The sequence below is a fragment of the Bradyrhizobium sp. SYSU BS000235 genome, from assembly GCF_049747295.1.
Taxonomy (GTDB): Bacteria; Pseudomonadota; Alphaproteobacteria; order Rhizobiales; family Xanthobacteraceae; genus Afipia.
In genome coordinates this window covers 1,693,558-1,719,197 of record NZ_JBMHJM010000001.1, presented here as the reverse complement: position 1 = coordinate 1,719,197, position 25,640 = coordinate 1,693,558, and the positions used below count along the sequence as shown (strand labels likewise).

Sequence of the window (25,640 nt, the reverse complement as noted above, 5' to 3'; positions counted from 1 at the left end):
AATCGCGCATGATTTCAAAGTTTTTTATCGAGCGGCCGGTTCTCGCCAACGTCATTGCGATTCTGATGGTTCTCATCGGCGCGGTGGCGCTGCTGCGGCTTCCCGTTGCCCAGTATCCCGACGTGGTGCCGCCAACGGTTCAAGTCACAACACGTTATCCGGGCGCAAGCGCGCAGGTGGTCATCGATACGGTGGCGCTGCCCATCGAGCAGCAGGTGAATGGCGTTGAGGACATGCTCTACATGCAGTCCTACAGCGCGTCCGACGGCAGCTATACGCTCACCGTCACGTTCAAGATCGGCACTGATCTGAACTTCGCGCAGGTGCTGGTCCAGAACAGGGTCGCGAGCGCACTGTCGTCGCTGCCGCAAGCTGTGCAGACCCAAGGCGTGACAGTTCAAAAAAAATCGACCGCGATCCTGCTGTTCGTGACGCTGACATCGTCTGATTCCCAGCGCGACAGCCTTTACTTGAGCAACTACGCCACCATCAATCTCAAGGATGAACTCTCGCGCTTGCCCGGCGTCGGCAACGTGACCGTGTTCGGCGCAGGGCAGTATTCCATGCGCCTGTGGCTTGATCCCGAAAAGCTGCAGGCCAGAGGCTTGATGCCTCAAGACGTCATCCAATCCGTGCAGCAGCAGAGCCAACAAGTAACGGCTGGTCAGGTCGGCATGCCGCCGACGCCGGGCGGAACGGCCTTTCAATACACGCTGAATGTGAAAGGCCGGTTTGATGACGTCGACCAGTTCTCAAATATCATCGTCAAGACCGGTACCGCGGGCGACGTGACGCGTTTGCGCGATATTGGGCGGGTGGAGCTGGGGGCGCAGACCTACAGCCAGGCCTTTTCGCTCGACAACCGCCCGGCAACCGGCATCGGCGTGTTCCAGTCGCCGGGAGCCAACGCCATTAACGTGGCGGGCGAAGTTAAGAAAAAGATGGCCGAACTTGCGAAGAATTTCCCGCAAGGGGTCACGTACGACATTCCGTTCGACACCACCAAGTTTGTCCAAGCCTCGATCAACGAGGTCTATAAAACGCTGATCGAGGCGGCGCTGCTGGTTCTCATCGTGATCCTCGTGTTCCTGCAGGACTGGCGGGCCATGCTGGTACCGGCGACCACGGTGCCGGTCACGATCATCGGTGCGTTTGCCGCGATGGCGGCGCTCGGCTTCTCCATCAATCTTTCCACGCTGTTCGCCATCATTCTCGCCATCGGCATCGTGGTGGACGACGCCATCGTCGTGGTGGAAGGCGCCGCGCATAATATTGAGCGCGGAATGAACGGGCCGCAGGCCGCCATCAGCGCGATGGATCAGCTGTTCGGTCCGATCATCGGCATCACTCTGGTGCTTATATCGGTGTTCTTGCCTGCAGCATTCCTGCCGGGCCTAACAGGGCGAATCTACGCGCAGTTTGCGTTGGTGATCGCTGCGACGGCACTCATCAGCGCAATCAACGCGGCAACCTTGAAGCCGACGCAATGCGCCTTGTGGCTACGGCCTTCCGTGCCGCCGGAACAGCGCAACTGGTTCTACCGCGGATTCAATGTGGTCTATGCGCGGATCGAGCGCGGCTACGCCAATTTCATCCAACGCCTCGTCGCCCATAGCGGAATCTCGGTGCTCGTTGCCTTGGTTCTGATCGGGATCGGCGGTTACGGCCTGTCCCGCGTGCCGACCGGATTCCTGCCGATCGAAGATCAGGGCTATCTGCTCGCAGCCGTGCAACTGCCGGATGGCGCGTCGCTCGATCGCACGCAGCGTGTCATGGACCGGGTCAGCAACATATCCGGCAAGACGCCGGGCGTTGCGCATGTGCTCGGCATCGCCGGTATTTCGGCCCTCGATAATAGCGCGAGCCTTGCCAATGCCGGTGTGGCCTATCTGGTCCTGAAGGACTGGAGCGAGCGCGGCCCCGGCCAGGATCTGCGGTCACTGGTGGTTGGTCTCAATCAGGCGATGGCGGAGATTCCTGAAGCGCGGGTGATCGTGCTGCCGCCGCCACCGATCCAGGGCATCGGCAACGCGGCCGGATTTGCCATGCAGATCGAGCTGCGTGATGGGAGTTCCGACTATGCCAAACTGCAGACCATCACCAATGCGGTCGTCACGAACGCCCAGACCCAAAGCTCGCTGCAGCGGGTGAGCTCGCCGTTTCGCGCACTGGTACCGCAATTCAATGTCGAGGTTGATCGCGTCAAGATCCAGACGATGCAGGTCTCGACGGATCAAGTGTTCTCGGCCCTCGCTGCCTATCTGGGATCGACGTTCGTCAGCCAGTTCAACAGATTCGGGCGGACATTCCAGATTTACGCGCAGGCGGACGCACCTTACCGGTTGCGCCTGCGGGACATCGAGAACATGACGGTGCGCAATGCGCAGGGCAACATGATCCCGCTCGGGACGATCGCCAAGATTACGCCCACGGTCGGCCCCTCGCTGATCAGCCTCTACAATCTCTATCCATCGTCGACCGTGATCGGATTGCCTGCGCAGGGCTTCAGCTCCGGACAGTCCATGACGCTCATGGAGCAGATTGCGGCCAAAACGCTCCCGCCGGGCACGAGCTTTGAATGGACGGCGATGTCGTATCAGGAAAAAATCGTCAGCAACCAGATCTACTTCACGTTCGGTCTGGCCTTGTTGCTGGTTTATCTTGTCCTGGCCGGACAATATGAGAGCTGGTATGCGCCGATTTCCGTTATTCTTGCGGTGCCGCTTTCTCTGCTCGGCCCGATGTCCGTGCTGATGGGCCTGCGGATCGACAACAATCTCTACGTCCAGATCGGGTTGATCCTGCTGATTGCGCTCTCCGCAAAGAATGCGATTCTGATCGTGGAAGTGGCGCGTGAAATGCGTGTTCGCGACGGCAAGCCTTTGCTGGAGTCCGCCGTCGAAGCTGCGCGGGCGCGCTTCCGTCCGATCCTGATGACATCCTTTGCGTTCATCCTCGGCGTCGTGCCACTGGTTCTCGCAACAGGCGCCGGTGCCAGCGCGCGTAAATCCATCGGCATCACCGTGTTCAGCGGCATGCTGGCTTCGACGTGCCTTGCCGTCCTGTTCGTGCCGGCGTTCTTTGTCGTGGTGCAACGTTTCGAGGAATGGCGCGCAAGCCGAAAGAAGCCGGCGAAATCGGCCGTCGCCGAGTCGCCGTGAATGATGCACTCAGGCCGCGATCTGCTGCCTAGCTTGCAACGGCGTATTGCTCCCAGAAGCCTTCAGCCGGTGCGATCTGCTCGACCACATCGATCCACACGCCTGCGGGATCCCGCGTCAGAAAACGGCGCTGTCCCCACGGTTCATCCGTTAAGCCGTGTTGGATTGGCAGTCCCCTGTCTTTCATCTCTTTGAAGGCGGCTTCGGCATCTTCTACCTGCATGGTCAGGATGAGCCCCTGTCCCGAATGCGTTTCGCGTCCCGGCGGCCGCGAGGGATGATCGGGTGACATGAACATCAGCGCGAAACCTGGCTCGCCTTTTGAGCGCATATAGACGCACCAGTCGGCCTCGAACTGTGGTGTGAAGCCGAACCATCGGATGTAGAAGTCGCGTGTTTCCGCAAGCTTGTCCGTCATGATGAGAGGATAGAAATCAGCGAGCCGCATTTTTAGCCTCCTGGTTTCTGTCATTCAGGCAGTCGAGAGTCTTTTCCCGGAATGATTTCGCGTTGACTGTGCGTTTCGTTCGGCTTCGGTAGTCGCGATCAACCAATCACGGAATGCATCGATTTTCGGCGCCGTCGCTTTGCTCTGTGGTGCAACGATGTAGAACCCGGCGTCGGCCGGCATGGTGATGTCGAAAGGAACGACGAGGCGTCCCTTGGCGATATCGTCCGCGACATAGGCTGTTTGGCCCATGGCCACGCCGATACCATCGATTGCGGCCTGGATCGTCATGAAGGCCAGATCGAACGTCAGCCCCGGACTTTGCGACAGCTCGGGCGGCAGGCCAGCGGCGGTGAGCCACAGCCGCCAGTCATCATGTGCACTGGTGTGCAGCAATGTGACGCGTGACAAATCCTCCGGTCGCCGCAGAGCCTGCTTGCCCTTGAGCAGCGCCGGGCTGCACACGGGAAACAGATGCTCAGCCATCAGCCAGTCGGCCCGAAGTCCCGGCCATTGTCCGCGGCCAAACCTGATGGCGGCGTCAACATTGTCCTTGCGGAAATCGACCAGCTCGATGGACGTCGTGATGCGGACATCGATGTCCGGATGTTGGTCCTGAAAGCCGCGCAGCCTCGGCAGCAGCCACTTCACTGCAAATGAGGTCAGCGTGCTGACGGTCAAAACGCGATCATTGTCATTGCGCAGCAGGCGATCGGTGGCCGAGCGAAGATCCTGAAAGGCGGCTCGGATCCCGGGAAGATATTCGATGGCTTGCGGTGTCAACGCCAGTGACCGGTTCTGGCGGATGAACAGGCGGATATTAAGCTCTTCTTCCAGCCGTCGGATCTGATGACTGATCGCGGTCTGCGTGACGTTCAGCTCCTGGGCCGCGAGCGTGAAGCTCAAATGCCGGGCGGCCGCCTCGAAAGCGCGCAGTCCGTTCAGCGATGGCAACCTTGCGATCATCGGCCGGGCACCCAATACATGAGAATATCTCATATATCGGAGGACAAGCTGTCGTTTGTCAAGCTGCAGTGCACCATAGATATTAGCGTCATCAAATTAATTCAGGAGGCAAAAATGTCTGTTTGCAACAGCGAAGGGATGACAAATCATCATCCAAGCATTGCTCATCCCGCGTCTTATGTCGCCGAGATTCTGCGGAAGTGGCGCTACCGCTATCAATACCGGGTTGAGCTGGCCCGGATGAGCGACCAGGACTTCCATGACGTCGGCGCGAGCTGGTCGGATTACGAATACGAAGCGAATAAGCCGTTTTGGCGGGCGTGATACTGCGCCTGGAAGCTGAATCTCGTCAGGGATGGAGCAGTCAGATGGTGGCGTTCAGCGTAAGTCAGGCCGGTTTAAACGCGCTCGGCAGGTTCACCGATGTCGTACGGCTGCGGACTGGAGAAACGTTGATCATCCGATTTGTGACCTTGGGCGATGGTGACGTTCTCCAGTTTTACTTCCGCTCGTTGTCGCAGCAGTCACGTTACAATCGTCTGATGGGGGCCGCGAGCGAGCTGCCCCCTTCAGAACTGGATAAGACCCTTCATGTGGGTGAGAACAGCCGCTTCGCGGTGATTGCCGAGATGAAAGTCGACGGCGTGAGCACCGTCGTCGGTGAAGCGCGCTATAGTTATGATGCGGAGGCGCGCAGCAGCGAGTTCGGACTGTCGATCGGCGATGCATGGCGGGGGCGTGGGATCGGATCGGCGATCCTGATGAATCTTGAGTGCCGGTCAGCCGCGTTAGGCGCTGTTCGTATGGTGGGAGAGACTTTTCGTAACAACGAGCAAATGATCGGGCTCGCAAGGAAGTCTGGGTACGAATTTGTGCCGGCTCCCTACGATTGGCGACATGTTCGCCTTGAGAAGACGTTGCAGGGCGGGCGCGCGGACATTCCGTGCGAGAGCTGGAAAGATGCGGCGATCATTGATCAACTGCACGCTGCGCTGGCCGCGGCCTGATTTTATCTCTTTGCCTCGTGTGTCTGCTTGTGCGTAATCGGTCGGATCGACTAGGATTCAAGCGCGCCGTTGACGGCGTTTGATCCGGGGAGTGGTCCGATGGCGCAAGCCGCAAAAACCGAAATTTGGCTGGCGTCAGGCGTTCGCACGCCGTTCGCAAAGGTCGATGGACCATTGAGCGGCGCCGATGCAATCGCGCTATCGGTCCCGGTCGTGAAGCATATGGTCGGCCAGTTGAACGGCGGCAAGCCTGACTTCGCGGTGTGGGGCAACGTGGTCCCGAACCTCACCTGGAGCAATATCGCCCGGGAAATCCTGATGGATGCCGGCGTCGATGCAACGGTTCCGGCCTATTCCACGGTCATGGCGTGTTCGACCAGCATGATGGGCGTTCTTGAGGCGGCCGGGATGCTCGATGGCGAGGCGCGTAATCTCGCCCTGGTCGGCGGCGTCGACAGCTTGAGCCAGGTTCAATTGGGATTGGGTACGTCGCTGTCGAACTGGGTACGCCAGTTTCAGTCGGCGCGCTCGCTCGGGCAGAAGCTAACCCACGCCATCGATCTCAAGCTGCGCGATGTGCGGCTCTATATCCCGGCGGTCAGCAATCGCACCACGGGCATGAGCATGGGCGAGCACACGGAAATCACCGCAAAGGATTGGAATATCTCGCGCGAGGCGCAAGACCAGATCGCGCTGGAAAGTCACCAGCGTGCGGTCGCGGCCTGGGAGCGCGGTTTCTTCAACGATCTGGTGATTCCATTTGGCGACGTGCGCCGGGATACCATCCCCCGCAAGGACACGTCGCTTGAAAAGCTGGCGCGGTTGCCGCCCTCGTTTGACCGCACCAGCGGCAAAGGCACTTTGACTGCTGGCAATTCTTCGCCGTTGACGGATGGCGCGTCCAGCATCTGGGTTGCCTCATCTGCAGGATTGAGCAAACTTCCTGCCGAGACGCCGCGCGTCAAATTGATCGATTACGAAATCGCCTCGGTGGACTTCCGCACCGAAGGCCTGTTGATGGCGCCGCCTTATGCCATTCCGCGTCTGCTGGCGCGTCACGGCCTCACCTATGCCGATATCCATCTTTGGGAAATCCACGAGGCATTCGCGGCCCAAGTGCTGGCGCACATCAAGGCATTGGAGAGTCCCGAATTCATCCGCGACAAAGCCAAAGTGAATGCAGAGTTCGGAAAATTTCCGCGGGAGCGGCTGAATCCGACAGGCGGCAGCACGGCGATCGGCCATCCGTTCGGGGCAACAGGTGCGCGCATCTTGAGCCAGGCCGTCAAGGAGCTGGCAGCGATGCCGTCCGGACAGCGCGCCATCGTCAGCATTTGCGCCGATGGCGGTCAGGGCACGGTGGCGTTGCTGCAGTCCGCTTAGAGGCGATTAGACGCCTTTAAAGTTGGGCTTTCGCTTTTCGATGAAGGCCTGCACCGCTTCCTTGTGATCGGCGGTGCTCGCCGCGCGCACCAGCCGCTCGGCTTCATGGTCGAGCGCGGTGTTGAAGTCGAAGGCCATCGCTTCGTCGAGATTGTTCTTCATATATCGCAGGGCGATGGAGGGGCCTTCCGCCATGGCTTTGGCCATCGCGAAGGCCTCGTCCTGCAGCTTGTCATCAGGCACCACGCGGTTGACGAGGCCGATGGTCTCGCAGCGCTTGGCGTCGATCTTCTCGGACAGGAACATCAACTCGCGAGCGCGGGCGGTGCCAACCAGCCGCGTCAGCAGCCATGCAATGCCGTAATCGCCGCTAAGGCCGACGCGCATATATCCCGTGCTGACGAATGCCGATTCCGCCGCGATGCGAATGTCGCACGCGAGCGCGAGCGAAAGACCGGCACCGGCAGCTGCGCCGGGGAGGGCCGCGATGGTCGGCTTGCGCACCGATATCAGCGCGCCGGTCAGCCGACGCTGACGGTCCTGCAGATCCTCGACCTTTTGGTCGAACGACCACGTTTGCTTCTTGCTGTTCGCGCCCATGCCTTTGACGTCGCCGCCGGCGCAGAAGGCGGTGCCGGCACCGGTGATGATGATGGCGCCGACATTTGGGTCCTCACCGCGCTCCTTGATCATGGTGCGAAGCGCCGGCGTAAGATTGTCCGAGAGAGAGTTGCGTGCTTGCGGGCGGTTCAGCGTGATGATGGCAACGCGATCGCGCAGCGAACAAAGCAGCTCATCAGTTCCGGTATCGATGTCGATGCTGCCTGTTGTGTTGTTCATATGCTGCCCAATCCGTGTGTGGTCCAACCGAGACTCTGGAGCCATCAGGGTGATGATACCAGCGAAACCTCGCGCAACATGACAGGGTTGCGCAAGGAGTGCCCGGCGTGCGGGCAAGAGCATTGTCACCCGCGCACCGTTGTTTCGCAGAGCGATCCAGAACAGTGAGCAGGGCGCCTGCTGCCAGTGGCACTCCGGGCTTACATCGATTTTGCCGAAACAAGCTGACAAATGTGGACGCGGATGGGCCAGATGACCTGGTCTCTTTGACCGTGTATGATGGCTGACACAGGACCATTGTAGGGTCGCATTCGACTTTGTTTATTTTGGAGATAGCCATGCGCAAGCTTTTGACGGTCTTCGCGGCGCTCGCCTCACTTAGCCTCACCAACTGCGGCTACAATGCCATCCAGCAGAACGACGAAGCGGTCAAATCGGGCTGGTCGGAAGTGGTGAACCAGTATCAGCGCCGCGCTGATTTGGTGCCCAACCTCGTCAACTCGGTGAAAGGCTTTGCGCAGCAGGAGAAAGATGTCCTGCTTGGCGTCACCAATGCGCGGGCCAAGGTCGGCAGCGTGCAGATGACGCCGGATGTCGTGAACGACCCGGCGGCGATGCAGAAATTCCAGGCCGCGCAAGGTGAGCTGACCGGTGCGCTATCGCGCTTGCTGGTGGTGACGGAAAATTACCCGCAGCTTAAATCCGATCAGCTGTTCCGTGATCTTGTGGCGCAGCTTGAGGGCACCGAAAATCGGATCACCGTGGCGCGCAATCGCTACATCAAGTCGGTACAGGACTATAATGTCGGTATCCGGACATTTCCGAACAATTTGACGGCGATGGCGTTTGGTTACAAGGAAAAGGCGAACTTCACGGTCGACAACGAGAAGGAGATATCGACCGCACCGAAGGTTGATTTCAACCCGCCGCCTCCAGCGTCGCCTGCGCCGGCAACACCCGCGCCTGCAAAGTAAGCGGCAACGCGAGTATCCGCGATGAGGGCGGCAAGAGCAGTCATTCTTGCGTTTATGCTGTGCTGGGCTTGGGCCGCCGCGGCCGACGTCGCGGTGCCGCCACTCACCGGTCGCGTGGTTGATCTGACTGGGACGCTCAGCAGTGACCAGATCGCTTCTCTCGACAACAAGCTCAAGGATTTCGAAGATCGCAAGGGCACCCAGATTGCCGTGCTGATCGTGCCGACAACCGCGCCGGAAACCATTGAGCAGTATTCCTTGCGCGTGGTCGAGCAGTGGAAGCTCGGGCGGAAGAAGATCGACGATGGTGCGCTTCTGATTGTCGCCAAGGATGATCGCAGATTGCGCATCGAAGTCGGCTACGGTCTTGAAGGCGTGCTGAACGACGCAACCGCAAGACGGATCATCGACGAGATCATCACGCCGAAGTTTCGCACCGGCGACTTCGCCGGAGGAATCATCGACGGGACCAATCGCATCGAACGTGTGGTCGATGGCGAGCCGTTGCCCGCTCCTAAACCGAAGTCGGACACCAGCGCCAGTTTCGATAGCCTCGGAGAATTTTTCCCGGTTCTGATCATCGGAGCTTTGGTCGTGGGCGGAATTCTCAGGGCGATCCTGGGGAGATTGCTGGGATCGCTGGTGATGGGCGGCGGCGTCGCCTTTATCGCGTGGAGTATGCTTGGCGTTCTGCCGGTGGCTTTGATCGCTGGGCTGATCGCCTTTTTCGTTACATTGATCGGCGACGCCGTGGGCACTGGTGGCGGCGGGCGCTACAGTACCGGCGGCGGTTGGAGCTCGGGAGGCTCTGGCGGCTCGGGTGGTGGATTTAGCGGAGGCGGAGGCAGCTTTGGGGGCGGCGGCGCCTCGGGCAGATGGTAGCCAGGGCAGATGTAGCGATGAGCATTCAACGCATCGGCAGGCATCTTATTCCGTATCGCTGGAGTGTGCGGCGCGCTTTTCCGCGCGACGCGCTGGCCAATATCGAGACGGCCATCGAGGTCAGCGAGAAAGATCACACCGGGCAAATCCGCTTTGTTGTAGAAGGCGCACTCGACGGTCGTCCGTTGTTCAGGGATCAGCCGGCGCGGGCGCGCGCCATCGATGTGTTCTCGCAACTGCGGGTCTGGGACACCGACAAGAACAGCGGCATCTTGATCTATCTGCTGCTCGCTGACCGCGATGTCGAAATTGTTGCCGATCGCGGCATCGATGCCAAGGTCAATCAGAGCGAGTGGGAGGCGATCTGTCGCGTGATGGAAGCGGAATTGCGCAGCCGGAACTTCGAGGGCGGCGTGCTGGCCGGCATTGCCGCCGTCACCAAACTCCTGATGAAGCATTTCCCGGCATCAGGACCGCACCCGAACGAATTGCCTGACAAGCCGGTGGTGGTCTAGTTCTGCTTCTGTGCCGGGCCGCTATTGATCGGACATCAAAGCGACATTGCCGCCGGCCGCTGCCGTGTTGATCGTAACGGTTTGCTCGGTCGCGAAGCGCGCGAGATAATGTGGTCCGCCGGCTTTGGGTCCCGTTCCCGATAAGCCATGCCCGCCGAACGGTTGCACGCCGACGACCGCACCGATCATGTTGCGGTTGACGTAGATGTTTCCGACCGCAAGCCGCTCGATGATCTCTTCGATGGTCTCATCGATCCGGGAGTGAATGCCGAGCGTCAGTCCGTAGCCGCCGGCGGCGATGGATTGCAGGACAGCGCCGAGCTTGTCGGCTTTGTAGCGCACGACATGAAGGATTGGGCCGAATACTTCTTCGGTCAACTCGGTCGCGCTCGACAGTTCGAATACATGCGGCGCAACGAAGCGGCCCTCAGCAGGTGCCGCGCCGGAAAAATGCACGCGCGATTGTTTTTTCATGCGGGCGATGTAAGCGTCGAGCCGTTGTTTGGCCTCTGCATCGATCACCGGGCCGATCTGGGTGGCCGGATCGCGCGGATCGCCGACTGTCAACTCTTGCGCCGCGCCCGCGATCATCGCGATCATGCGGTCGGCGACATCGTCCTGGACGAATAATAACCGCAGCGCTGAACACCGTTGGCCCGCGGAGCGGAATGCCGATGTTGTAACGTCATCGGCGACCTGTTCGGGCAAGGCCGTTGCATCGACAATCATGGCATTGATACCGCCGGTCTCAGCGATGAGCGGCACGATGGGGCCGTCCTTTGCGGCGAGTGCGCGATTGATCGCGCGCGCAACTTCGGTCGATCCGGTAAAGACGACGCCTGCGACATCGGGATGCGTGACCAGTGCCGCGCCGGTCTTGCCGTCGCCCTGCACCAGATGGAGAGCCGCTACGGGTATGCCGGCCTCATGCAACAACTTGATCGCTTCCGCACCAATCAGCGGCGTTTGCTCGGCAGGCTTGGCGACGACGGCGTTGCCGGCCATCAGGCCTGCTGTGATCTGCCCGAGAAAAATCGCCAGCGGGAAATTCCACGGCGAGATGGCCACGATCACGCCGCGGCCGCGCAGCCGCAAGGAGTTGGTCTCGCCGGTGGGGCCAGGCATCGCGACGTTATTGCCGAACAGCCGACGGCCTTCCATCGCATAGTAGCGGCAGAAGTCGATCGCCTCGCGAACTTCCGAGACCGCGTCGTCGATGGTCTTGCCGCCCTCCGTCTGCAGATAGGCGATGAAGCGCGGCATGCGGTGTTCAAGCAGATTGGCTGCGCGCTCAAGGGCCGCGGCGCGGACCTCGGCAGGCGTCCTGCTCCACGCGGTGAATCCAGATCGGGCAGCAACCATTGCTTTCGCCGGATCATCTGAGCTGTGAATCGAAGATTTCGCGGGCAGCGAGGCAGCTTCACGGGCAACGGATTGCAGCAGGGCATCGCACGCGTTTCGATCGCCGAACTCGATGCCGCGCGAATTGATGCGAGGAAGATAAAGATCACGTGGTCGCGGCAAATGAGACAGGCGGGCATTGTCCGCGGATCCCACCAGGGCCTCCGGCCGCTCCAACAATGCTGTAACGGGGATCGAATCGTCCGAAGCCTGTGCAACGAAAGATGAGTTTGCGCCGTTCTCGAGCAGGCGACGCACCAGATAGGCCAGGAGGTCACGATGACTGCCGACCGGCGCGTAGGTCCGGTACGCGATGGTCGGCTTGTCCTCGTTCAGCTGCGCATAAAGCGCGTCGCCCATGCCGTGCAGGCGCTGAAATTCAAAATCCCGGCTTCCGCCGGCAAGTTCGGCAATTGTCGCGACGGAGAGCGCGTTGTGGGTGGCGAATTGCGGAAACAGGCGCGGGCGGAGCGCCAAAAGTTTCCGTGCGCAGGCCACGTAGTTGAGGTCAGTCATCGCCTTGCGCGTAAACACCGGATAGTCGTCAAGGCCGCGTTCCTGCGCGCGCTTGATCTCGGTGTCCCAATAGGCGCCTTTCACGAGACGCACCATCATGCGCCGGTCATGGCGAGATGCCAGATCGTGAACATAATCGATCGCCGCTTCGGCGCGCTTCTGATAGGCCTGAACAGCCAGACCGAAGCCGTCCCAGCCGGCGAATGATGCATCGGAAAACACCTGATCGATCACATCCAGCGAGAGTTCGAGCCGATCCGCCTCTTCGGCATCGATGGTAAAGTTCAGGTCAAATGCTTTGGCGCGTTGCGCCAGTTTGGTGACGAGCGGAACCAGTTCCGCCATCACTCGGGTGCGGCTCAACGGTTCGTAACGCGGATGCAATGCCGACAGTTTCACTGAAATGCCGGGGCGATCCGGCAGAGGCTTGCTGCCTGCCGCATGTCCAATCGCATCAATAGCGGATGCATAGGATGCGAAATAGCGCTTGGCGTCGGTCGCTGTGCGGGCCCCCTCGCCAAGCATGTCGAAAGAGTAACGATGGCCGTGAATTCGGTCATTGCCGGCGCGTTCAAGGGCCGCCTCGATGGTTTCGCCCAGCACAAAGTGATTGCCCATCAGGCGCATCGCCTGCCGGGTCGCCGTGCGCACCGCCGGAAGACCAAGACGCTTGGCGAGAAGCCCAATGGTGCCGCTCGGGGTCTCCCCGGGTTGGATCACCCGCGCCGACATCCCGAGCGCCCAGGCCGATGCGTTGACCAGCAAGGCGCTCGATCGGGTCTGGTGATGGGCGAAATCGCCTTGTCCCAGCTTGTCCTCGATGAAGCGATCCGCTGTCGCCGTGTCGGGAACGCGCAGAAGGGCCTCGGCCATCACCATGAGGGCTAGGCCCTCTTTGGTCGACAGCGCGAATTCCCGCAGCATGTCCTCCACGCCACCGAACCCGGCATCGCGGGAGCGGATGGCTTCGATCAGCCGCGCCGCGGTGTGATCAATTCGGGCATTCTGCTCTTGGGCCAGCGGCGGCAGGGCGAGCAGCCGTGCCGCAATCTGATTGTCATCTGCCGCGTAAGGCGCAGAAAATGAGGGGGCGCTGGACTGTGCTGTGGACATGACATCCTCTTGAGGTCAAATCCTAATCGCGGAGACTGCCACAATTCCATCCGAATATTCGTGGCATGACCGATCTGTCTGTTGATCGCACATCAAATCCGCCATACTCCTTCGTCACGAACATCAACAGGGCAGTCCGTTGTCTGGATTTTCTTCCCGTATCGCCCTCGCTGTGGCGACGTTTGGTCTCGTCTCCGGTGTGCTGCCGGCCCGTGCCCTTCAACTCAGTCCGCAGCAGGCGGACTTGTATACGTCGGTCTCGATCAATCCGCCGAACGCCAGCGAGATGACGATTTGCTACGGTTTTGTCTGCCGTCGCCGCGCACTCCTCGACTTTACTGCCGGCGACAAAAAGCAATTGACGCAGATACTGGCGGCCGGGAAGGCGTCGGCCGCCGCCGAGCGCGCAGCTATTCAGAAAGCCGTGATCTGGTTCGACCATCGTGTCGGTCCGATGATCGGAACCAACAAGCGCGTGGCGCGGGCGGACATCCGGACTGGCGCTGATGCCGGCAATTTCGACTGTTGGGATTCCACCCGAAACGCGTCGAGCTTTTTATTGGTGCTGCAGGAGTGGGGGCTGCTGAAGCATCACAGGGTCGGCAATCCCCGCTACCGCGGCAACCTGCTCGCGCTTCAATTGCCGCACAACACCGCCGTCATTGTGGAAAAGGAAAGCGGGATCGAGTGGTCCGTCGACATGTGGACGACCAAATACCTGCAAGCGCCGGAAGTCATGCTGGTGGAGAAATGGCTGCGGGAAGACTAGGGGCGGTTACGCCCGTGCTTTCCTCGCGGCTGCCCAGTAGCGATCCCGCAGATGCCGTTTCACCAGTTTCCCGGTCGGCGTCCGCGGCAATTCGGCTTCAAAATCCACGCTCTTGGGGCATTTGATCGGCGATAGACGCTGCCGGCAGAACGCAATCAGCTCGGCTTCAAGCTCCTTGCCGGCGGCTGACATATCGTGCGGCTGCACCACGGCCTTGACCTCTTCACCCATTTCCTCGTTCGGGACGCCAAAGACCGCGACATCGGCGACCGCAGGGTGCGTGATCAGGATATCTTCGGTCTCCTGCGGATAGATGTTCACGCCGCCCGAGATGATCATGTAGGCCTTGCGGTCCGTGAGATAGAGAAAGCCGTCCGCATCGACGTAGCCGACATCGCCAAGGGTCGACCAGCCTTTGGCGTTGTAGGCACGCTTGGTCTTTTCGGGATCGTTGTGATAGGCGAACTGCGGCGCGTCGGCGAAATACACCGTGCCGACCTCGCCAGTGGAAAGCTCCTCGTCGTTGTCATCGACAATCTTGATCTTGCCGACAACGGCGCGTCCCACGGTGCCGCGATGGCTCAGCCATTCTTTCGAATTTGAAACCGTGACGCCGTTTCCTTCGGAGCCGGCGTAATACTCGACGATGATCGGCCCCCACCAGTCGATCATCTTCGCTTTGACCTCGACGGGACACGGCGCGGCCGCATGGATCGCCGATCTCAGGGAAGAGATGTCGTAGCGGGTACGGATCTCATTCGGCAGCTTGAGCATGCGGACGAACATCGTCGGCACGAGTTGCGAAACATTGACGCGATGTTTTTCGACGAGCTTGAGAAATTCCTCGGCGTCAAAATGTTCCATGATGATCGAGGTGCCGCCGAGCACGCCGACCATCATGTTGAAGCGCAAGGGAGCCGCGTGATAGAGGGGCGCCGGGGACAGATAAATGCTGTCCGAAGACATGCCGTACATGTCCACGCAGAGATATCTCAGGAAAGCGTTCGGCACGAGGACAGAGATCTCGGTCGCGACACGCCTCACGCCCTTTGGTCGGCCGGTGGTGCCTGACGAATAGAGCATGTCGAAGCCGGCGGTCTCGTCGGCAATGGGCGTTACAGGTTGCGCAGCCCGCTCGGTGTCCCACGAACGATACCCGGGGCGCGCTTCACCCGTCATGAAGAAGACGGACGCGTCCGCGTTCGTTGTGACCAATCCTGCGATTGTCTCGCCGCACTTCGGCGTGGTGATGACAACCTTGGCTCCGCAATCCTTGACGATGTAGGCGATCTCGTCAGCGGTGAGATAGCGGCTGATTGCCGTGTAGTAGAGGCCACTGCGCTGGGCTGCCCAGCAGATTTCCATGAATGCGAGCGAGTTTTCCATCAGAACGGCGATGTGGTCGCCATTGCGCAGTCCGAGCTTGCGAAACAGATGCGCTCCCTGGTTCGATCGCTGATCGAGCTCGCGGTAGGTGATCGCCTCACCGCTCATGGCCATCTGGTAGGCGATCTTGTCAGGCGTCGACTGCGCGTGAAGAGACGGATGGGTCATGCTGAAGCGACCTGCTGCGACTTACGAAATGCGGCGTAAACAAAAAAGGCGGGTGATGCACCCGCCTTTATACGACATCAAAGCCGTTCGACGATCGTCACATTCGCCATGCCGCCGCCTTCGCACATGGTCTGCAGGCCGTAGCGCTTGTTGCGCTGCTTCAGAGCGTGGACCAGCGTGGTCATCAGTTTTGTGCCCGAGCCGCCGAGCGGATGTCCGAGCGCAATCGCGCCGCCATTGACATTGAGCCGCGCAGGATCGGCACCGGTGTCCTTGAGCCATGCTGTGGGGACAGATGCAAAGGCTTCGTTGACTTCGAACAGGTCGATGTCGTCGATTGTCATTCCGGCTTTCTTCAGCGCTCTGTGCGTCGCCGGCAGCGGCGCTTCCAGCATGATCACCGGATCATGGCCGATCATGGTCATGTGATGAATGCGGGCCATCGGCGCAACGCCAAGCGCCTTTAAACCCTGTTCATTCACGATCATCACGCCGGAAGCGCCATCGCAGATCTGGCTGGCGCTGGCGGCCGTGATGCGTCCGCCTTCGGCCAGCAGCTTGACGCTGCGGATGCCGTCGAGGCTGGCGTCGAAACGGATGCCTTCATCGATGGCGTGGGTGTCGCTTGAGCCGTCGGCCCGCGTGATCGGCAGCGGCACGATCTCGTCCTTGAAGCTGCCTGCCTGTGTGGCGGCAATCGCCTTCTGGTGGCTGTAGTAGGAATATTCATCGAGTTCGTCTTTCTCGATGCCGTATTTCTGCGCCATCATTTCCGCGCCGGTAAACTGGCTGAACTGGATGTTCGGATAACGCTCCTGAAGGTTAGGGCTCATATAGGAGCCGAATCCGTTCTTGAACGGAAGCGAGGCGGGCAGGCCCATCGGCACGCGGGTCATACCTTCGACGCCGGCGGCGATCACGACATCCATCGCACCTGACATTACCGCCTGTGCGGCAAAATGCAGCGCCTGCTGGGAAGAGCCGCATTGACGGTCCACGGATGTGCCGGGCACGCTCTCCGGCAGCTTTGAGGCCATCACCGCGTTCCGCGCGACGTTGTTCGATTGTTCCCCGGCCTGCATCACGCAGCCCATGATGACATCTTCCACCAGCGCAGGGTCGACGCCGGTGCGATCGACCAGCGAATCCAGCACGGATGCGGCGAGATCGACGGGATGCCATCCCGCGAGGCGGCCTCCCTTGCGGCCGCCGGCGGTTCGGGCTGCGGCGACGATATAGGCTTCGGCCATTCCATTCTCCCTGATTGTCGTTCTTGTTGATTGGCGAGAATTAAAATGGCCGTTCGGGGTTTAGTCAATCGGTCAATTAACTCTTGAGCGGCGTCCGATCATCGGCTTAGCTATCTCCCTTGCGCGCACAGGATTCCGAATGTCGCCTAGTCCGAGTCCGAAAACATCGAGACGACAGTTGCCGGCCAAGCGAGTGCCGGAAAAAGACGCTGTCCCGATGAATGCAACGGCCGCCAAGTTGCTGGTGGCCGCGGGCGACTTGATGATCGAGCGCAATTCAACGGATATCTCGCTGAGCGACATCGCGGAGAAATCGGGCGTCAACTCTGCGCTGGTGAAATATCACTTCGGTAATAAGGATGGCCTGTTGCTTGCGCTGCTCGCTCGCGATGCCGGAGCCGAAATGGCCAACCTTGCCTTCGTGCTCGATCAGCCGATTTCACCAACCGAGAAATTGAAGCGGCACATCGCCGGCATCATCAATGCCTATTACCGCTTCCCCTATCTCAATCGCCTGATCCATCTGCTGTTGCATCAGGGCAGCGAGAAGACGGCGAGGGAAGTCAATCGCTTCTTTGTCACGCCGTTGTTTGAATTTCAGCGCAGGCTGCTCGCGGAAGGCATTGCCGCCGGAGAATTTCGCAAGGTTGATCCGGCGCTGTTCTACACAAGTCTGGTCGGCGCCTGCGACCATCTTTTCTATGGGCGCCAGATGAGCGCGCGCTTCGGGGCGAATGGCATTACCGACGCCGTTCGCCGGCAGTATATCGCGCATATGACCAATCTCATCCTTGGCGGCATGCTCACGGACAAGGCTGATCTGCCGGGTCGTATCATTGAAAGCCCGGCCGTTCGGGCGTGATAAGATGATTTTCACAAACAAGAAAAATAAATTTGGGAGGGATGAATGAACGAGCAGTCGGCGGCGACGGGCCCGCTGCGTGGCATACGGGTGATCGAATTCGCCGGTCTCGGTCCCGGGCCGTTTGCATCGATGATGCTGTCCGACATGGGCGCCGACGTGGTCTGCATTACGCGGCCTGGACAGGGCAAGCGTGACGCGCGCGATTTCGTTCATCGCGGGCGTCGGGTGGTCGAGCTCGATTTGAAAAAATCCGATCACGTCCAGCAGGCGCTTGATCTCATTGCGGCGGCCGACATTTTGATCGAGGGATTCCGGCCGCAGGTCATGGAACGCCTCGGCCTTGGGCCGGACGTTGCAATGAAACGCAACCCGCGTCTGGTTTACGGACGTATGACAGGCTGGGGGCAGACCGGGCCTCTCGCTTTCGCCGCAGGTCATGACATCAACTACATCGCCATCACCGGCGCGCTGGATTCGTTCCGCTCATGCGACGGCGATACGGTGTCACCGCTCAACCTTGTCGGCGACTATGGCGGCGGCGCACTTTACCTGGTGGTCGGCGTCCTGGCCGCCGTGATTGAAGCGCGGACCTCCGGCAAGGGGCAGGTGGTCGATGCCGCGATGTGCGATGGCGTGACCAACATGCTCACACTCTTTCACAGCATGCGTGCGCTGGGGAACTGGCATGAGAAGCCACGAACCAACCTGCTCGACGGTGGTGCCCATTTCTATCGCACCTACGAGTGCAAGGATGGGCGGTATATGGCGATCGGAGCCATCGAGCCGCAATTCTACGCGGAGCTCCGGACGCTTGCTGGCCTCGACGAGGACTGCTTCGACAATCAAATGAACCGCGAGCAGTGGCCGGATCTACAGGAGAAGATGAAGGCGCTGTTCAAGACCAGGACCCGCGATGAATGGACGAAGATCCTCGAGGGATCGGACGCCTGCGCCGCGCCAGTCGTCGGAATGTTCGAGGCGCCCTTGCACCCGCATCTTGCCGCGCGGCAGACCTTCGTCGACGCGCATGGCGGTGTTCAGCCTGCGCCCGCACCCAGATTTTCACGCACGCCATCCGCGATCCAGGGATCGGCGGCAACGCCGCCTGCCGAGGCTGCGGACATTCTGATGCAGTGGTCCGAAGTCACTGCAAACCACGTTTCGTAATCCAACCTTCAAAACCAAAGCAGGAAACAACTGATGCAGCTCAAGGATATTTCGGTTCTCGTCACAGGCGGTGGCTCTGGTCTGGGGGCCGCGACAGCGCGTGCCATGGCAGCCAAGGGCGCCAAGGTTGCGGTCATCGATATGAACAAGGAGGGCGCCGAGAAGGTCGCCGCCGAGATCAAGGGTCTCGCGCTGGTTGGCGACGTGTCGGAAGAAGCGCCGGTCAAGGAAGCGATTGCGAAGGCTGAGGCTGCGCACGGCACCATTCGCGTGCTGGTCAACTGCGCAGGTATCGGCGGCGCGGTGAAGACCGTCGGCAAGAACGGCGCGTATCCGCTCGATCACTTCTCGCGCATCATCAAGGTCAATCTGATCGGGTCGTTCAACTGCATTCGGCTGGTTGCCGAGCGCATGCAGACCGCGGCTCCGATCGGTGAAGAGCGCGGCGTGTGCATCAATACCGCGAGCGTTGCGGCCTATGACGGCCAGATCGGTCAGGCCGCCTATTCGGCTTCGAAAGGCGGTATCGTTGGTCTCACCTTGCCGGTGGCGCGCGATCTTGCCTCGCTCAACATCCGCGTGATGACCATCGCGCCGGGTCTGTTCCTGACGCCGTTGTTGATGGGATTGTCCGAGGAAGCACGGAAAAGCCTCGGCGAGCAGGTGCCGCATCCCGCGCGGCTCGGTGATCCCAGCGAGTATGCCAATCTCGCCGTGCATATCGTCGAGAATCCGATGCTCAACGGTGAAGTCATCCGTCTCGATGGCGCGATCCGCATGGCGCCGCGCTAACGGCATCGCCGCCGATCGGCGAGGGTGACAACACCAACAAGTCCCTCGCCGATGACCTTCTTTCGACAGACTCCGGGTGGAACGCATGAACTTCGATTTCTCCGACGATCAAAAGCAACTTCGCGACGAAGCGCGGCGATTTCTAACCGAGCGCTGTCCGCCCAAGGCGGTCCGTGACGTGCTGGAGGGCAGGCAACCCTATGACCGCGCGCTCTGGAAAGGGCTCGCGGAAATGGGCTTCCTCGGCGTTGCCATACCCGAGCAGTTTGGCGGTGCCGGCGCAGGCTACCTCGAATTGTGCGTGATCGCGGAAGAAATGGGCCGGGCACTGGCGCCGGTGCCGTTCGCCTCGACGATCTATCTGGCGGCGGAAGCCATCATGCTCGCGGGCAGCGATGCCCAAAAAGCAAAATGGCTTCCGGCGATTGCATCCGGCGCGGCTGTTGGAGCGCTGGCGCTGTTTGAGGGCGCAGGCAATCCGGCGCACAAGACGATCAAGGTATCCGGTTCGCAAGGCACGGTTTCCGGCACCAAAGCGCCTGTCGCGGACGGCACCATCGCCGATTTCGCGATCGTTGCCGCGCGGACGGCTTCAACCGGCCGTGAGAGCGATATTGGCTTGTTTCTGGTCGATCTCAGTGGCGATGGCGTTCAGCGCAAGACATTGACCAACATCGATCAGTCCCACAATCAGGCGGAAATCATCTTCGATCGATGCAAGGCGGAGCCGCTTGGCGCGGCGAACGAAGGCTGGAGCATTCTCACGCGCGTGCTCGACCGTGCTGCGGTACTCACCGCATTCGAGCAGGTTGGTGGTGCGGATCGTGCGCTGGAGATGGGCCGGGATTACGCACTCGACCGGATCGCGTTCGGCCGGCAGATCGGATCATTCCAGGCAGTGAAGCATTTGCTTGCGGATATGTACGTCTCCGCGACGCTGGCCCGCTCGAATTGCTATTACGGCGCGTGGGCGTTGTCGACCAATGCGGCCGAACTGCCGGAAGCGGCCGCGACAGCGCGCATCAGCGCCACGCAGGCGTTTCAGCATTGCGCGAAAAACAACATCCAGGTGCATGGCGGCATGGGTTTCACCTGGGAATTCGATTGTCACCTGTACTATCGGCGTGCCAATGCGCTCGCGCTTTCGCTCGGCAGTCTGTCTTACTGGGAAAGCCAGTTGATCGACCGTATGCGCTTTCGCAACGCCGTCTAAGAGGATCGGATCGCATCATGAATTTCGACGACACCCCGCAGGAAGCCGCGTTCCGCGCCGAAGCACGTGCCTGGATCAGCGCCAATGCGCCCAAAGAACTGGAAGCCGAGTTGTCACAGCCGACCGTCGGTCGCATTGCGCTGAAGGACAGGGACATCCTCGCCGAATCCAAGAAATGGCAGAAGAAAAAAGCCGAGGCCGGATGGGCGTGTCTGCACTGGCCGAAGGAATACGGTGGTCGCGGAGCTTCGCCCATCGAGCGGGTGATCTGGCAGCAGGAAGAGGGCATCTACGGCAAGCTGGAAGGTGTCTTTCTCATCGGCCAGGGCATGTGCGGCCCGACGGTGATGGCATTCGGCAGCGAAGCGGACAAAGCGAAGTATTTGCCGAAACTGGCATCCGGCGAGGACATCTGGTGCCAGTTGTTCTCCGAGCCTTCCGCCGGATCGGACGTCGCAGGACTTCGCACGCGTGCGGAGAAGAAGGGCGACGACTGGATCATCAATGGCCAGAAGGTCTGGACCACAGGTGCGCATTTTTCCAACTACGGCATCGTGATCACGCGCACCGATCCGACCCAGCCCAAGCACAAGGGCCTGACGATGTTTTTCCTCGACATGAAGACGCCCGGCGTCGAGGTGAAGCCGATCAAGCAGGCCAACGGTCAATCGGAATTCAACGAGGTCTATTTCACCGACGTGAAGATTCCCGATTCGCAGCGGTTAGGTGCGGTCAATGACGGCTGGAACGTTTCGCTGACAACGCTGATGAACGAGCGCATGTCGATCGGTGCGCGGCAGTCGACCGGCCTTCCCGAGCTGTTCGCGTTTTGCAGCAACCTCATGCTGGAAGACGGGCTCGCGATCGACGACAAGAACGTGCGTTCGAAACTGGCGAGCTGGGCGGTCAAGGCGAGCGGCCTGAAATATACCAGCTACCGTTCGATTTCGGCGCTGTCGCGCGGGGAGCGCCCGGGGCCGGAGAATTCCATCGGCAAACTCGTGGCCGGCACGATGCTGCAAGACATCGCAACCTTCGCCATGGATTTGCAGGGGGCGGCCGGCGTCTTGAGCGATGCCGACAGTGTCGCCGCAGCCGGACAGTTCCAGGCGATCCTGTTGCGGTCACCGTCCGATCGCATTGCCGGCGGCACCGACGAGATCCTGCGCAACATCATCGCGGAGCGCGTGCTGGGGCTGCCGGGCGATATCCGTGTCGACAAGGACGTTCCCTTCAACGCCATTCCGACCAAAGGGCGTTGAGCACCATGCCCGCTCGAGTGGATGACAACGACATGCCGGTCGTGGAGAGGCTTCTGGCTGCACGGTTTTCCTGCCGCGCATTCAAGCCGGATCCCGTTCCGCGCGCCACCATCGAGCGCGTTCTCACGGCTGCGCAACGAACGGCCTCGTGGTCCAACAGTCAATGTTGGCATGTTCACGTTCTTAGCGGCACCGCCGCCCGTACTTTCGCGGATGTCATGTACAAAGCCGCCAGCGACGGTGCACCGCACGCCGGCGATTTTCCGTTCCCGCGCGAATACCGGGGCGTTTATCTCGACCGGCGGCGGGAAACTGGATTTCAACTGTATGGTGCCCTCGGAATCGCCCGCGGCGACAAGAGCGCTTACCGCAAACAGTCACTTGAGAACTTCCGCCTGTTTGGGGCGCCTCATGTGGCGATCATCACAAGCGATGAGGCGCTTGGTGTCTATGGCGCGGTCGATTGCGGTGGGTATGTAAGTAATTTCATGCTGGCTGCGGAAGCCATGGGTCTAGCCACAATCGCCCAAGCCGCACTTGCTACTCATTCGGATGTGATTCGCGAGCATCTCGGCCTCGGTGCGGACCGAAGTATCGTGTGTGGGATTTCATTTGGCTATCCGGACAACAGCCATCCTGCCAACAGCTATCGAACGCGGCGGGCGGATCTCGCCGCGGCGGTGACTTTCATCGGAGAATAGTGTGGCGGTTCAGAAGTCCGCGTCATTCGTGCGGCGAGTCTGGAATGCGGACTTCTGAACCAAATCAATAATTTGCTGAAGTTCGCAAACCAAGCTGCCGCGCAAGGATGCAAACTTCGGACTCGGGACGCGAGCCTGGCCGGGAAACAACGAGCCGCGCCGAATCGGCCCGGATATGTTGCCGTTCCGACACCCCTCTATAAAACGTGAACATACGGCTGTACCGGCGAAGGTGGTTAACCTCTCGTTAGGATATTGCATTGCATCCTTCGCATCAGGGAGATTTGCCATGTGGTCGAGCCGAACAGTCTTTGAAAGCGATGCTTGTCCCGTAGGTGACGAGTTCCTCGGAACGCTCTACCGCGCCAGTCCGCACGGACTGGCAGAACTGGTGGAAACCGTCTCTTCCGATGTACGCGCTATGCTTGCTTTGTTTTGCTATCGGCGCGCCCATTTGCACTCGCTGAGCCTCGCGATCGCCGCATCCTGCAACGAGCGAGACCTGACCGAGCAAGGCGGCACTGTCGGTTCGACGCTCTTCGCGCTCTCGCGTGAAGCCCCCTCGACGAGCCCGGTGTCCGCCCAAAGCAGCCGCCGTTCCATTTCGTTATCCACCGCGCCGCTCAGCACCTTCGTCGACGTGAATGACGATGATTTCGACGACGAGGATGATGTCACCAATGCCGCCCACGCGGCTTCCAGCGACGACGTCTCCGCGGCCGCCGCCGAACCGACATCGGTCTAACGGACGCTCGGAGCACCCGGCTTAGCCTTGGCGCGGGCCGCGCATGCTCTTCAATGCGTCTTCAACGCTTCGCCAGGTTTTCGCCTGGTCCGTATTGCCTTGCGCTTCACATTCCACTGCGCGTTCCGCCGCCTTGGCGATGGCATTCTGACCGAATGTCTCCATCAATTGCCGCGCGTAGGTGTGAATTTCAGTTTGCAACATGGCCTTTGCTCCCTGTTCGAGAGAGTCGACGTCGCAACAGCCGCTTCGTTCCGCGACTATCCGATAGAATTGCCAGCAAGTTCCGGAAGGCCGAACTTGCGGCGGGCCATGGCGCATTCAGCGTCGCCGGGCATGCATGTCCGGCAAACCTCTGGTCTGATGGCATAAATTCCACATGACGTCGCCTCGCCGATTTTTCCGGCCAGCGCGCAGCATCGCTCTCCATCACACCGCATCCCGGACAATCGTTCGTTGACGAGTTCCGCAGGGATCAGATCGAGCGCGGCATCGTCTTCAATGGTGAAGCGCGGCCAGTTGCGCGAATAGGAACAGCATGCGCCGCAGCTTTGGCAGGGATTATCCATCCGCTTCACCGTTCGCGCAGACGCGACATGTGCATGCTCTTCATCCATCTGACTCGCAAAGCGGTTCGGCGCTCGGGATAGCGTTCGTCCAGAAAGTCCGCCTGAACGATCCGGTCGATGCGGAAACTGCGAAAATCCTTGCGCAACTCGCACCATCCTGCGAGATGCCGGACCGTCTCCAGATACCCGACTGCAATTGGCCAAATCGTGCGTTGCGTGCCTCGGCCATGTTCGTCGCGATAATCGAGCTGGATCTTTCTCTCGGCATGAATATGGGCGCGCAATCGCGTCATGTCGATGGTGTCCTCCTCCTCTTCCAGTTTCGGTGGCGCGCGACTGGCGGGCTCAAGCGCCAGCGGTTGTAGACGTTCCGGAACGGTCTCGACGATCTTCGCAATCAGATCGTGGGCGGCCTTCGCCAGCACGCGATCCGCACGTCCGGCGACCCATTGCGCGCCTAATACGGCCGCTTCGATTTCGTCCGGCGTCAGCATGAGAGGGGGCATGTCGAACCCTTTTTCCAGCACGTAGCCGGTGCCGGCTTCGCCTCTGATCGGAACGCGCTGGCCAATCAGGGTGGCGATGTCGCGATAGATCGTCCGCTTGGACGTTTCGAGCTCAGTGGCGATCGTCTCCGCGGTCAGCGGTTTGCGGCTGCGTCGAAGCACTTGAATGATTTGAAACAGCCGGTCGGCGCGTCTCATTGAATTTAGTCCCGCTGAGTGGATCGCCCAGTTTGCTGCTGACACCACGTTGGCAGCAGGGGGTAGCTACAAACAGGCATCTCATCAACATACAAGGATGTCCATCATGATCACGCTGTATGGCTTCGGCCCCTATTTTGGACTTCCCGAGGCCAGCCCCTTCGTTATCAAAACTGAAGTTCAGCTCAAGATGCTCGGCCTCGCTTATGACAAGCAAATCGGCGCACGGGAGCAGTCACCGAAGGGCCAATTGCCCTACCTCGATGACGGCGCAACGCGCATTGCGGATTCGACCTTTATTCGCATGCATCTTGAGAAGACCTATAATTTCGACCTCGATGCCGCGCTCGACGAGCCGCGGCGTGCGGAAGCCTGGGCCATCGAGCGGATGGTCGAAAACCAGCTTTATTGGATGCTCGTCTATATGCGCTGGGTGATTCCGGAGAATTTTGAAAAAGGACCGTCGCAATTTTTGACGCGTTGCCGGACGCGGTTCGCGATCAGGTGCGACGCGAGGCTCATGCGCGGGTCGAAGATGTTGTTAGGATGACCGGGCCTGGTCGTCATGCATTGCCGGAGATCGTGGAACTCGGCACAAGGTCGTTGTCAGCGTTGTCGATGCTGCTGGGCTGGAAGCCCTATCTCATGGGCGATCGTCCCTGCGGAGTGGATGCAACGGCTTTCGGGGTGCTGGCAGGATTACTGACGCCGTTCTTCGACTCGCCGTTGCGCGACCGGGCATGCGAATTCGCCAATCTCGTTGCGTATGTCGATCGGATGATGGCGCAATATTATCCGGAACACGCATGGCAGCCGCTGAAAGCGGCTGCCTGATCGGGGCGA

General features: G+C 60.2%; 24 protein-coding genes and 1 pseudogene. 16 read left to right on the top strand and 9 right to left on the bottom strand.

The features are described from left to right. Positions 1 to 8 precede the first annotated feature (8 nt). Positions 9 to 3,161 (top strand): efflux RND transporter permease subunit, encoded by a 3,153-nt coding sequence (locus ACP0KA_RS08010; RefSeq protein WP_424628295.1) that lies wholly within the window; start codon positions 9 to 11, stop codon positions 3,159 to 3,161. 28 nt (positions 3,162 to 3,189) lie between these two features. Here the strand turns inward: ACP0KA_RS08010 and ACP0KA_RS08005 are convergent, their stop codons facing one another. Together ACP0KA_RS08005 and ACP0KA_RS08000 are read right to left on the bottom strand one after the other, a co-directional pair. After that, positions 3,190 to 3,609 (bottom strand): VOC family protein, encoded by a 420-nt coding sequence (locus ACP0KA_RS08005; protein ID WP_424628294.1) that lies wholly within the window; start codon positions 3,607 to 3,609, stop codon positions 3,190 to 3,192. 24 nt (positions 3,610 to 3,633) lie between these two features. Further along, positions 3,634 to 4,575, bottom strand: a complete 942-nt coding sequence (locus ACP0KA_RS08000) for a transcriptional regulator GcvA (RefSeq protein WP_424628293.1) — start codon at positions 4,573 to 4,575, stop codon at positions 3,634 to 3,636. Positions 4,576 to 4,689: 114 nt separating this feature from the next. Here ACP0KA_RS08000 and ACP0KA_RS07995 point away from each other — a divergent pair, with 114 nt between their 5' ends. From ACP0KA_RS07995 to ACP0KA_RS07985, 3 genes are all read left to right on the top strand, one after another. Then, entirely contained in the window at positions 4,690 to 4,899 is a 210-nt protein-coding gene (locus ACP0KA_RS07995; protein WP_424628292.1) for a DUF1127 domain-containing protein, read from the top strand. Between the two features lie 44 nt (positions 4,900 to 4,943). Further along, the gene (locus ACP0KA_RS07990) at positions 4,944 to 5,582 is read left to right on the top strand and encodes an N-acetyltransferase family protein (protein ID WP_424628291.1); all 639 of its coding nucleotides are present in this window, start codon (positions 4,944 to 4,946) and stop codon (positions 5,580 to 5,582) included. 99 nt (positions 5,583 to 5,681) lie between these two features. Beyond that, entirely contained in the window at positions 5,682 to 6,965 is a 1,284-nt protein-coding gene (locus tag ACP0KA_RS07985; protein WP_424628290.1) for an acetyl-CoA C-acyltransferase, read from the top strand. Positions 6,966 to 6,971: 6 nt separating this feature from the next. Here the strand turns inward: ACP0KA_RS07985 and ACP0KA_RS07980 are convergent, their stop codons facing one another. Next, a complete protein-coding gene (locus tag ACP0KA_RS07980; RefSeq protein ID WP_424628289.1) occupies positions 6,972 to 7,805 on the bottom strand; it encodes an enoyl-CoA hydratase in 834 nt (277 codons plus the stop codon). Between the two features lie 338 nt (positions 7,806 to 8,143). On the opposite strand from ACP0KA_RS07980, the gene ACP0KA_RS07975 reads away from it, so the two are divergent. Genes ACP0KA_RS07975 through ACP0KA_RS07965 form a run of 3 tightly spaced genes read left to right on the top strand, consistent with a single transcriptional unit; the run spans position 8,144 to position 10,176 of the window. Next, on the top strand, positions 8,144 to 8,779 hold the full coding sequence (locus tag ACP0KA_RS07975) for a LemA family protein (RefSeq protein WP_424628288.1): 636 nt from the start codon (positions 8,144 to 8,146) through the stop codon (positions 8,777 to 8,779). A 21-nt stretch (positions 8,780 to 8,800) separates the two neighbouring features. Continuing rightward, on the top strand, positions 8,801 to 9,661 hold the full coding sequence (locus ACP0KA_RS07970) for a TPM domain-containing protein (RefSeq protein WP_424628287.1): 861 nt from the start codon (positions 8,801 to 8,803) through the stop codon (positions 9,659 to 9,661). A gap of 17 nt (positions 9,662 to 9,678) precedes the next feature. After that, positions 9,679 to 10,176, top strand: coding sequence for a TPM domain-containing protein (locus ACP0KA_RS07965; RefSeq protein ID WP_424628286.1), 498 nt, complete (start codon positions 9,679 to 9,681; stop codon positions 10,174 to 10,176). Positions 10,177 to 10,197: 21 nt separating this feature from the next. Here the strand turns inward: ACP0KA_RS07965 and putA are convergent, their stop codons facing one another. Beyond that, positions 10,198 to 13,206, bottom strand: a complete 3,009-nt coding sequence (gene putA / locus ACP0KA_RS07960) for a bifunctional proline dehydrogenase/L-glutamate gamma-semialdehyde dehydrogenase PutA (RefSeq protein ID WP_424628285.1) — start codon at positions 13,204 to 13,206, stop codon at positions 10,198 to 10,200. 160 nt (positions 13,207 to 13,366) lie between these two features. Here putA and ACP0KA_RS07955 point away from each other — a divergent pair, with 160 nt between their 5' ends. After that, positions 13,367 to 13,975: a hypothetical protein gene (locus tag ACP0KA_RS07955; protein WP_424631512.1), complete on the top strand. Its 609-nt coding sequence runs from the start codon at positions 13,367 to 13,369 to the stop codon at positions 13,973 to 13,975. 6 nt (positions 13,976 to 13,981) lie between these two features. Here ACP0KA_RS07955 and ACP0KA_RS07950 read toward each other — a convergent pair whose 3' ends face one another. Both ACP0KA_RS07950 and ACP0KA_RS07945 read right to left on the bottom strand, forming a co-directional pair. Continuing rightward, complete coding sequence (locus ACP0KA_RS07950) at positions 13,982 to 15,529, bottom strand: acyl-CoA synthetase (protein WP_424628284.1); 1,548 nt, start codon at positions 15,527 to 15,529, stop codon at positions 13,982 to 13,984. Between the two features lie 77 nt (positions 15,530 to 15,606). Beyond that, positions 15,607 to 16,779 (bottom strand): acetyl-CoA C-acetyltransferase, encoded by a 1,173-nt coding sequence (locus ACP0KA_RS07945; RefSeq protein WP_424628283.1) that lies wholly within the window; start codon positions 16,777 to 16,779, stop codon positions 15,607 to 15,609. A gap of 139 nt (positions 16,780 to 16,918) precedes the next feature. Here ACP0KA_RS07945 and ACP0KA_RS07940 point away from each other — a divergent pair, with 139 nt between their 5' ends. The 7 genes from ACP0KA_RS07940 (at position 16,919) to ACP0KA_RS07910 (ending at position 23,524) form a co-directional block, all read left to right on the top strand. Beyond that, positions 16,919 to 17,641, top strand: coding sequence for a TetR family transcriptional regulator (locus tag ACP0KA_RS07940; RefSeq protein ID WP_424628282.1), 723 nt, complete (start codon positions 16,919 to 16,921; stop codon positions 17,639 to 17,641). 45 nt (positions 17,642 to 17,686) lie between these two features. Further along, a complete protein-coding gene (locus tag ACP0KA_RS07935) occupies positions 17,687 to 18,811 on the top strand; it encodes a CaiB/BaiF CoA transferase family protein (protein WP_424628281.1) in 1,125 nt (374 codons plus the stop codon). Between the two features lie 33 nt (positions 18,812 to 18,844). Next, a complete protein-coding gene (locus ACP0KA_RS07930) occupies positions 18,845 to 19,603 on the top strand; it encodes an SDR family NAD(P)-dependent oxidoreductase (RefSeq protein WP_424628280.1) in 759 nt (252 codons plus the stop codon). Positions 19,604 to 19,688: 85 nt separating this feature from the next. Then, positions 19,689 to 20,816, top strand: a complete 1,128-nt coding sequence (locus ACP0KA_RS07925; RefSeq protein WP_424628279.1) for an acyl-CoA dehydrogenase family protein — start codon at positions 19,689 to 19,691, stop codon at positions 20,814 to 20,816. A 17-nt stretch (positions 20,817 to 20,833) separates the two neighbouring features. Then, positions 20,834 to 22,078 carry an acyl-CoA dehydrogenase gene (locus ACP0KA_RS07920; RefSeq protein WP_424628278.1) on the top strand — a complete coding sequence of 415 codons (1,245 nt, stop codon included), beginning with the start codon at positions 20,834 to 20,836 and terminating at the stop codon, positions 22,076 to 22,078. A gap of 5 nt (positions 22,079 to 22,083) precedes the next feature. After that, the gene (locus ACP0KA_RS07915) at positions 22,084 to 22,779 is read left to right on the top strand and encodes a nitroreductase (RefSeq protein ID WP_424628277.1); all 696 of its coding nucleotides are present in this window, start codon (positions 22,084 to 22,086) and stop codon (positions 22,777 to 22,779) included. Between the two features lie 289 nt (positions 22,780 to 23,068). Continuing rightward, the gene (locus tag ACP0KA_RS07910) at positions 23,069 to 23,524 is read left to right on the top strand and encodes a hypothetical protein (protein WP_424628276.1); all 456 of its coding nucleotides are present in this window, start codon (positions 23,069 to 23,071) and stop codon (positions 23,522 to 23,524) included. Positions 23,525 to 23,545: 21 nt separating this feature from the next. Here ACP0KA_RS07910 and ACP0KA_RS07905 read toward each other — a convergent pair whose 3' ends face one another. From ACP0KA_RS07905 to ACP0KA_RS07895, 3 genes are read right to left on the bottom strand one after another with little or no spacing between them, the layout of a single operon-like run. Further along, positions 23,546 to 23,728: a hypothetical protein gene (locus ACP0KA_RS07905; protein ID WP_424628275.1), complete on the bottom strand. Its 183-nt coding sequence runs from the start codon at positions 23,726 to 23,728 to the stop codon at positions 23,546 to 23,548. 56 nt (positions 23,729 to 23,784) lie between these two features. Next, positions 23,785 to 24,093 carry a YkgJ family cysteine cluster protein gene (locus ACP0KA_RS07900; protein ID WP_424631511.1) on the bottom strand — a complete coding sequence of 103 codons (309 nt, stop codon included), beginning with the start codon at positions 24,091 to 24,093 and terminating at the stop codon, positions 23,785 to 23,787. 5 nt (positions 24,094 to 24,098) lie between these two features. Beyond that, entirely contained in the window at positions 24,099 to 24,797 is a 699-nt protein-coding gene (locus ACP0KA_RS07895; RefSeq protein ID WP_424628274.1) for a helix-turn-helix transcriptional regulator, read from the bottom strand. Positions 24,798 to 24,903: 106 nt separating this feature from the next. Between ACP0KA_RS07895 and ACP0KA_RS07890 the strand changes: the two are divergent. After that, a pseudogene (locus tag ACP0KA_RS07890) lies at positions 24,904 to 25,631 on the top strand (glutathione S-transferase family protein). The last annotated feature ends 9 nt before the right edge of the window (positions 25,632 to 25,640 follow it).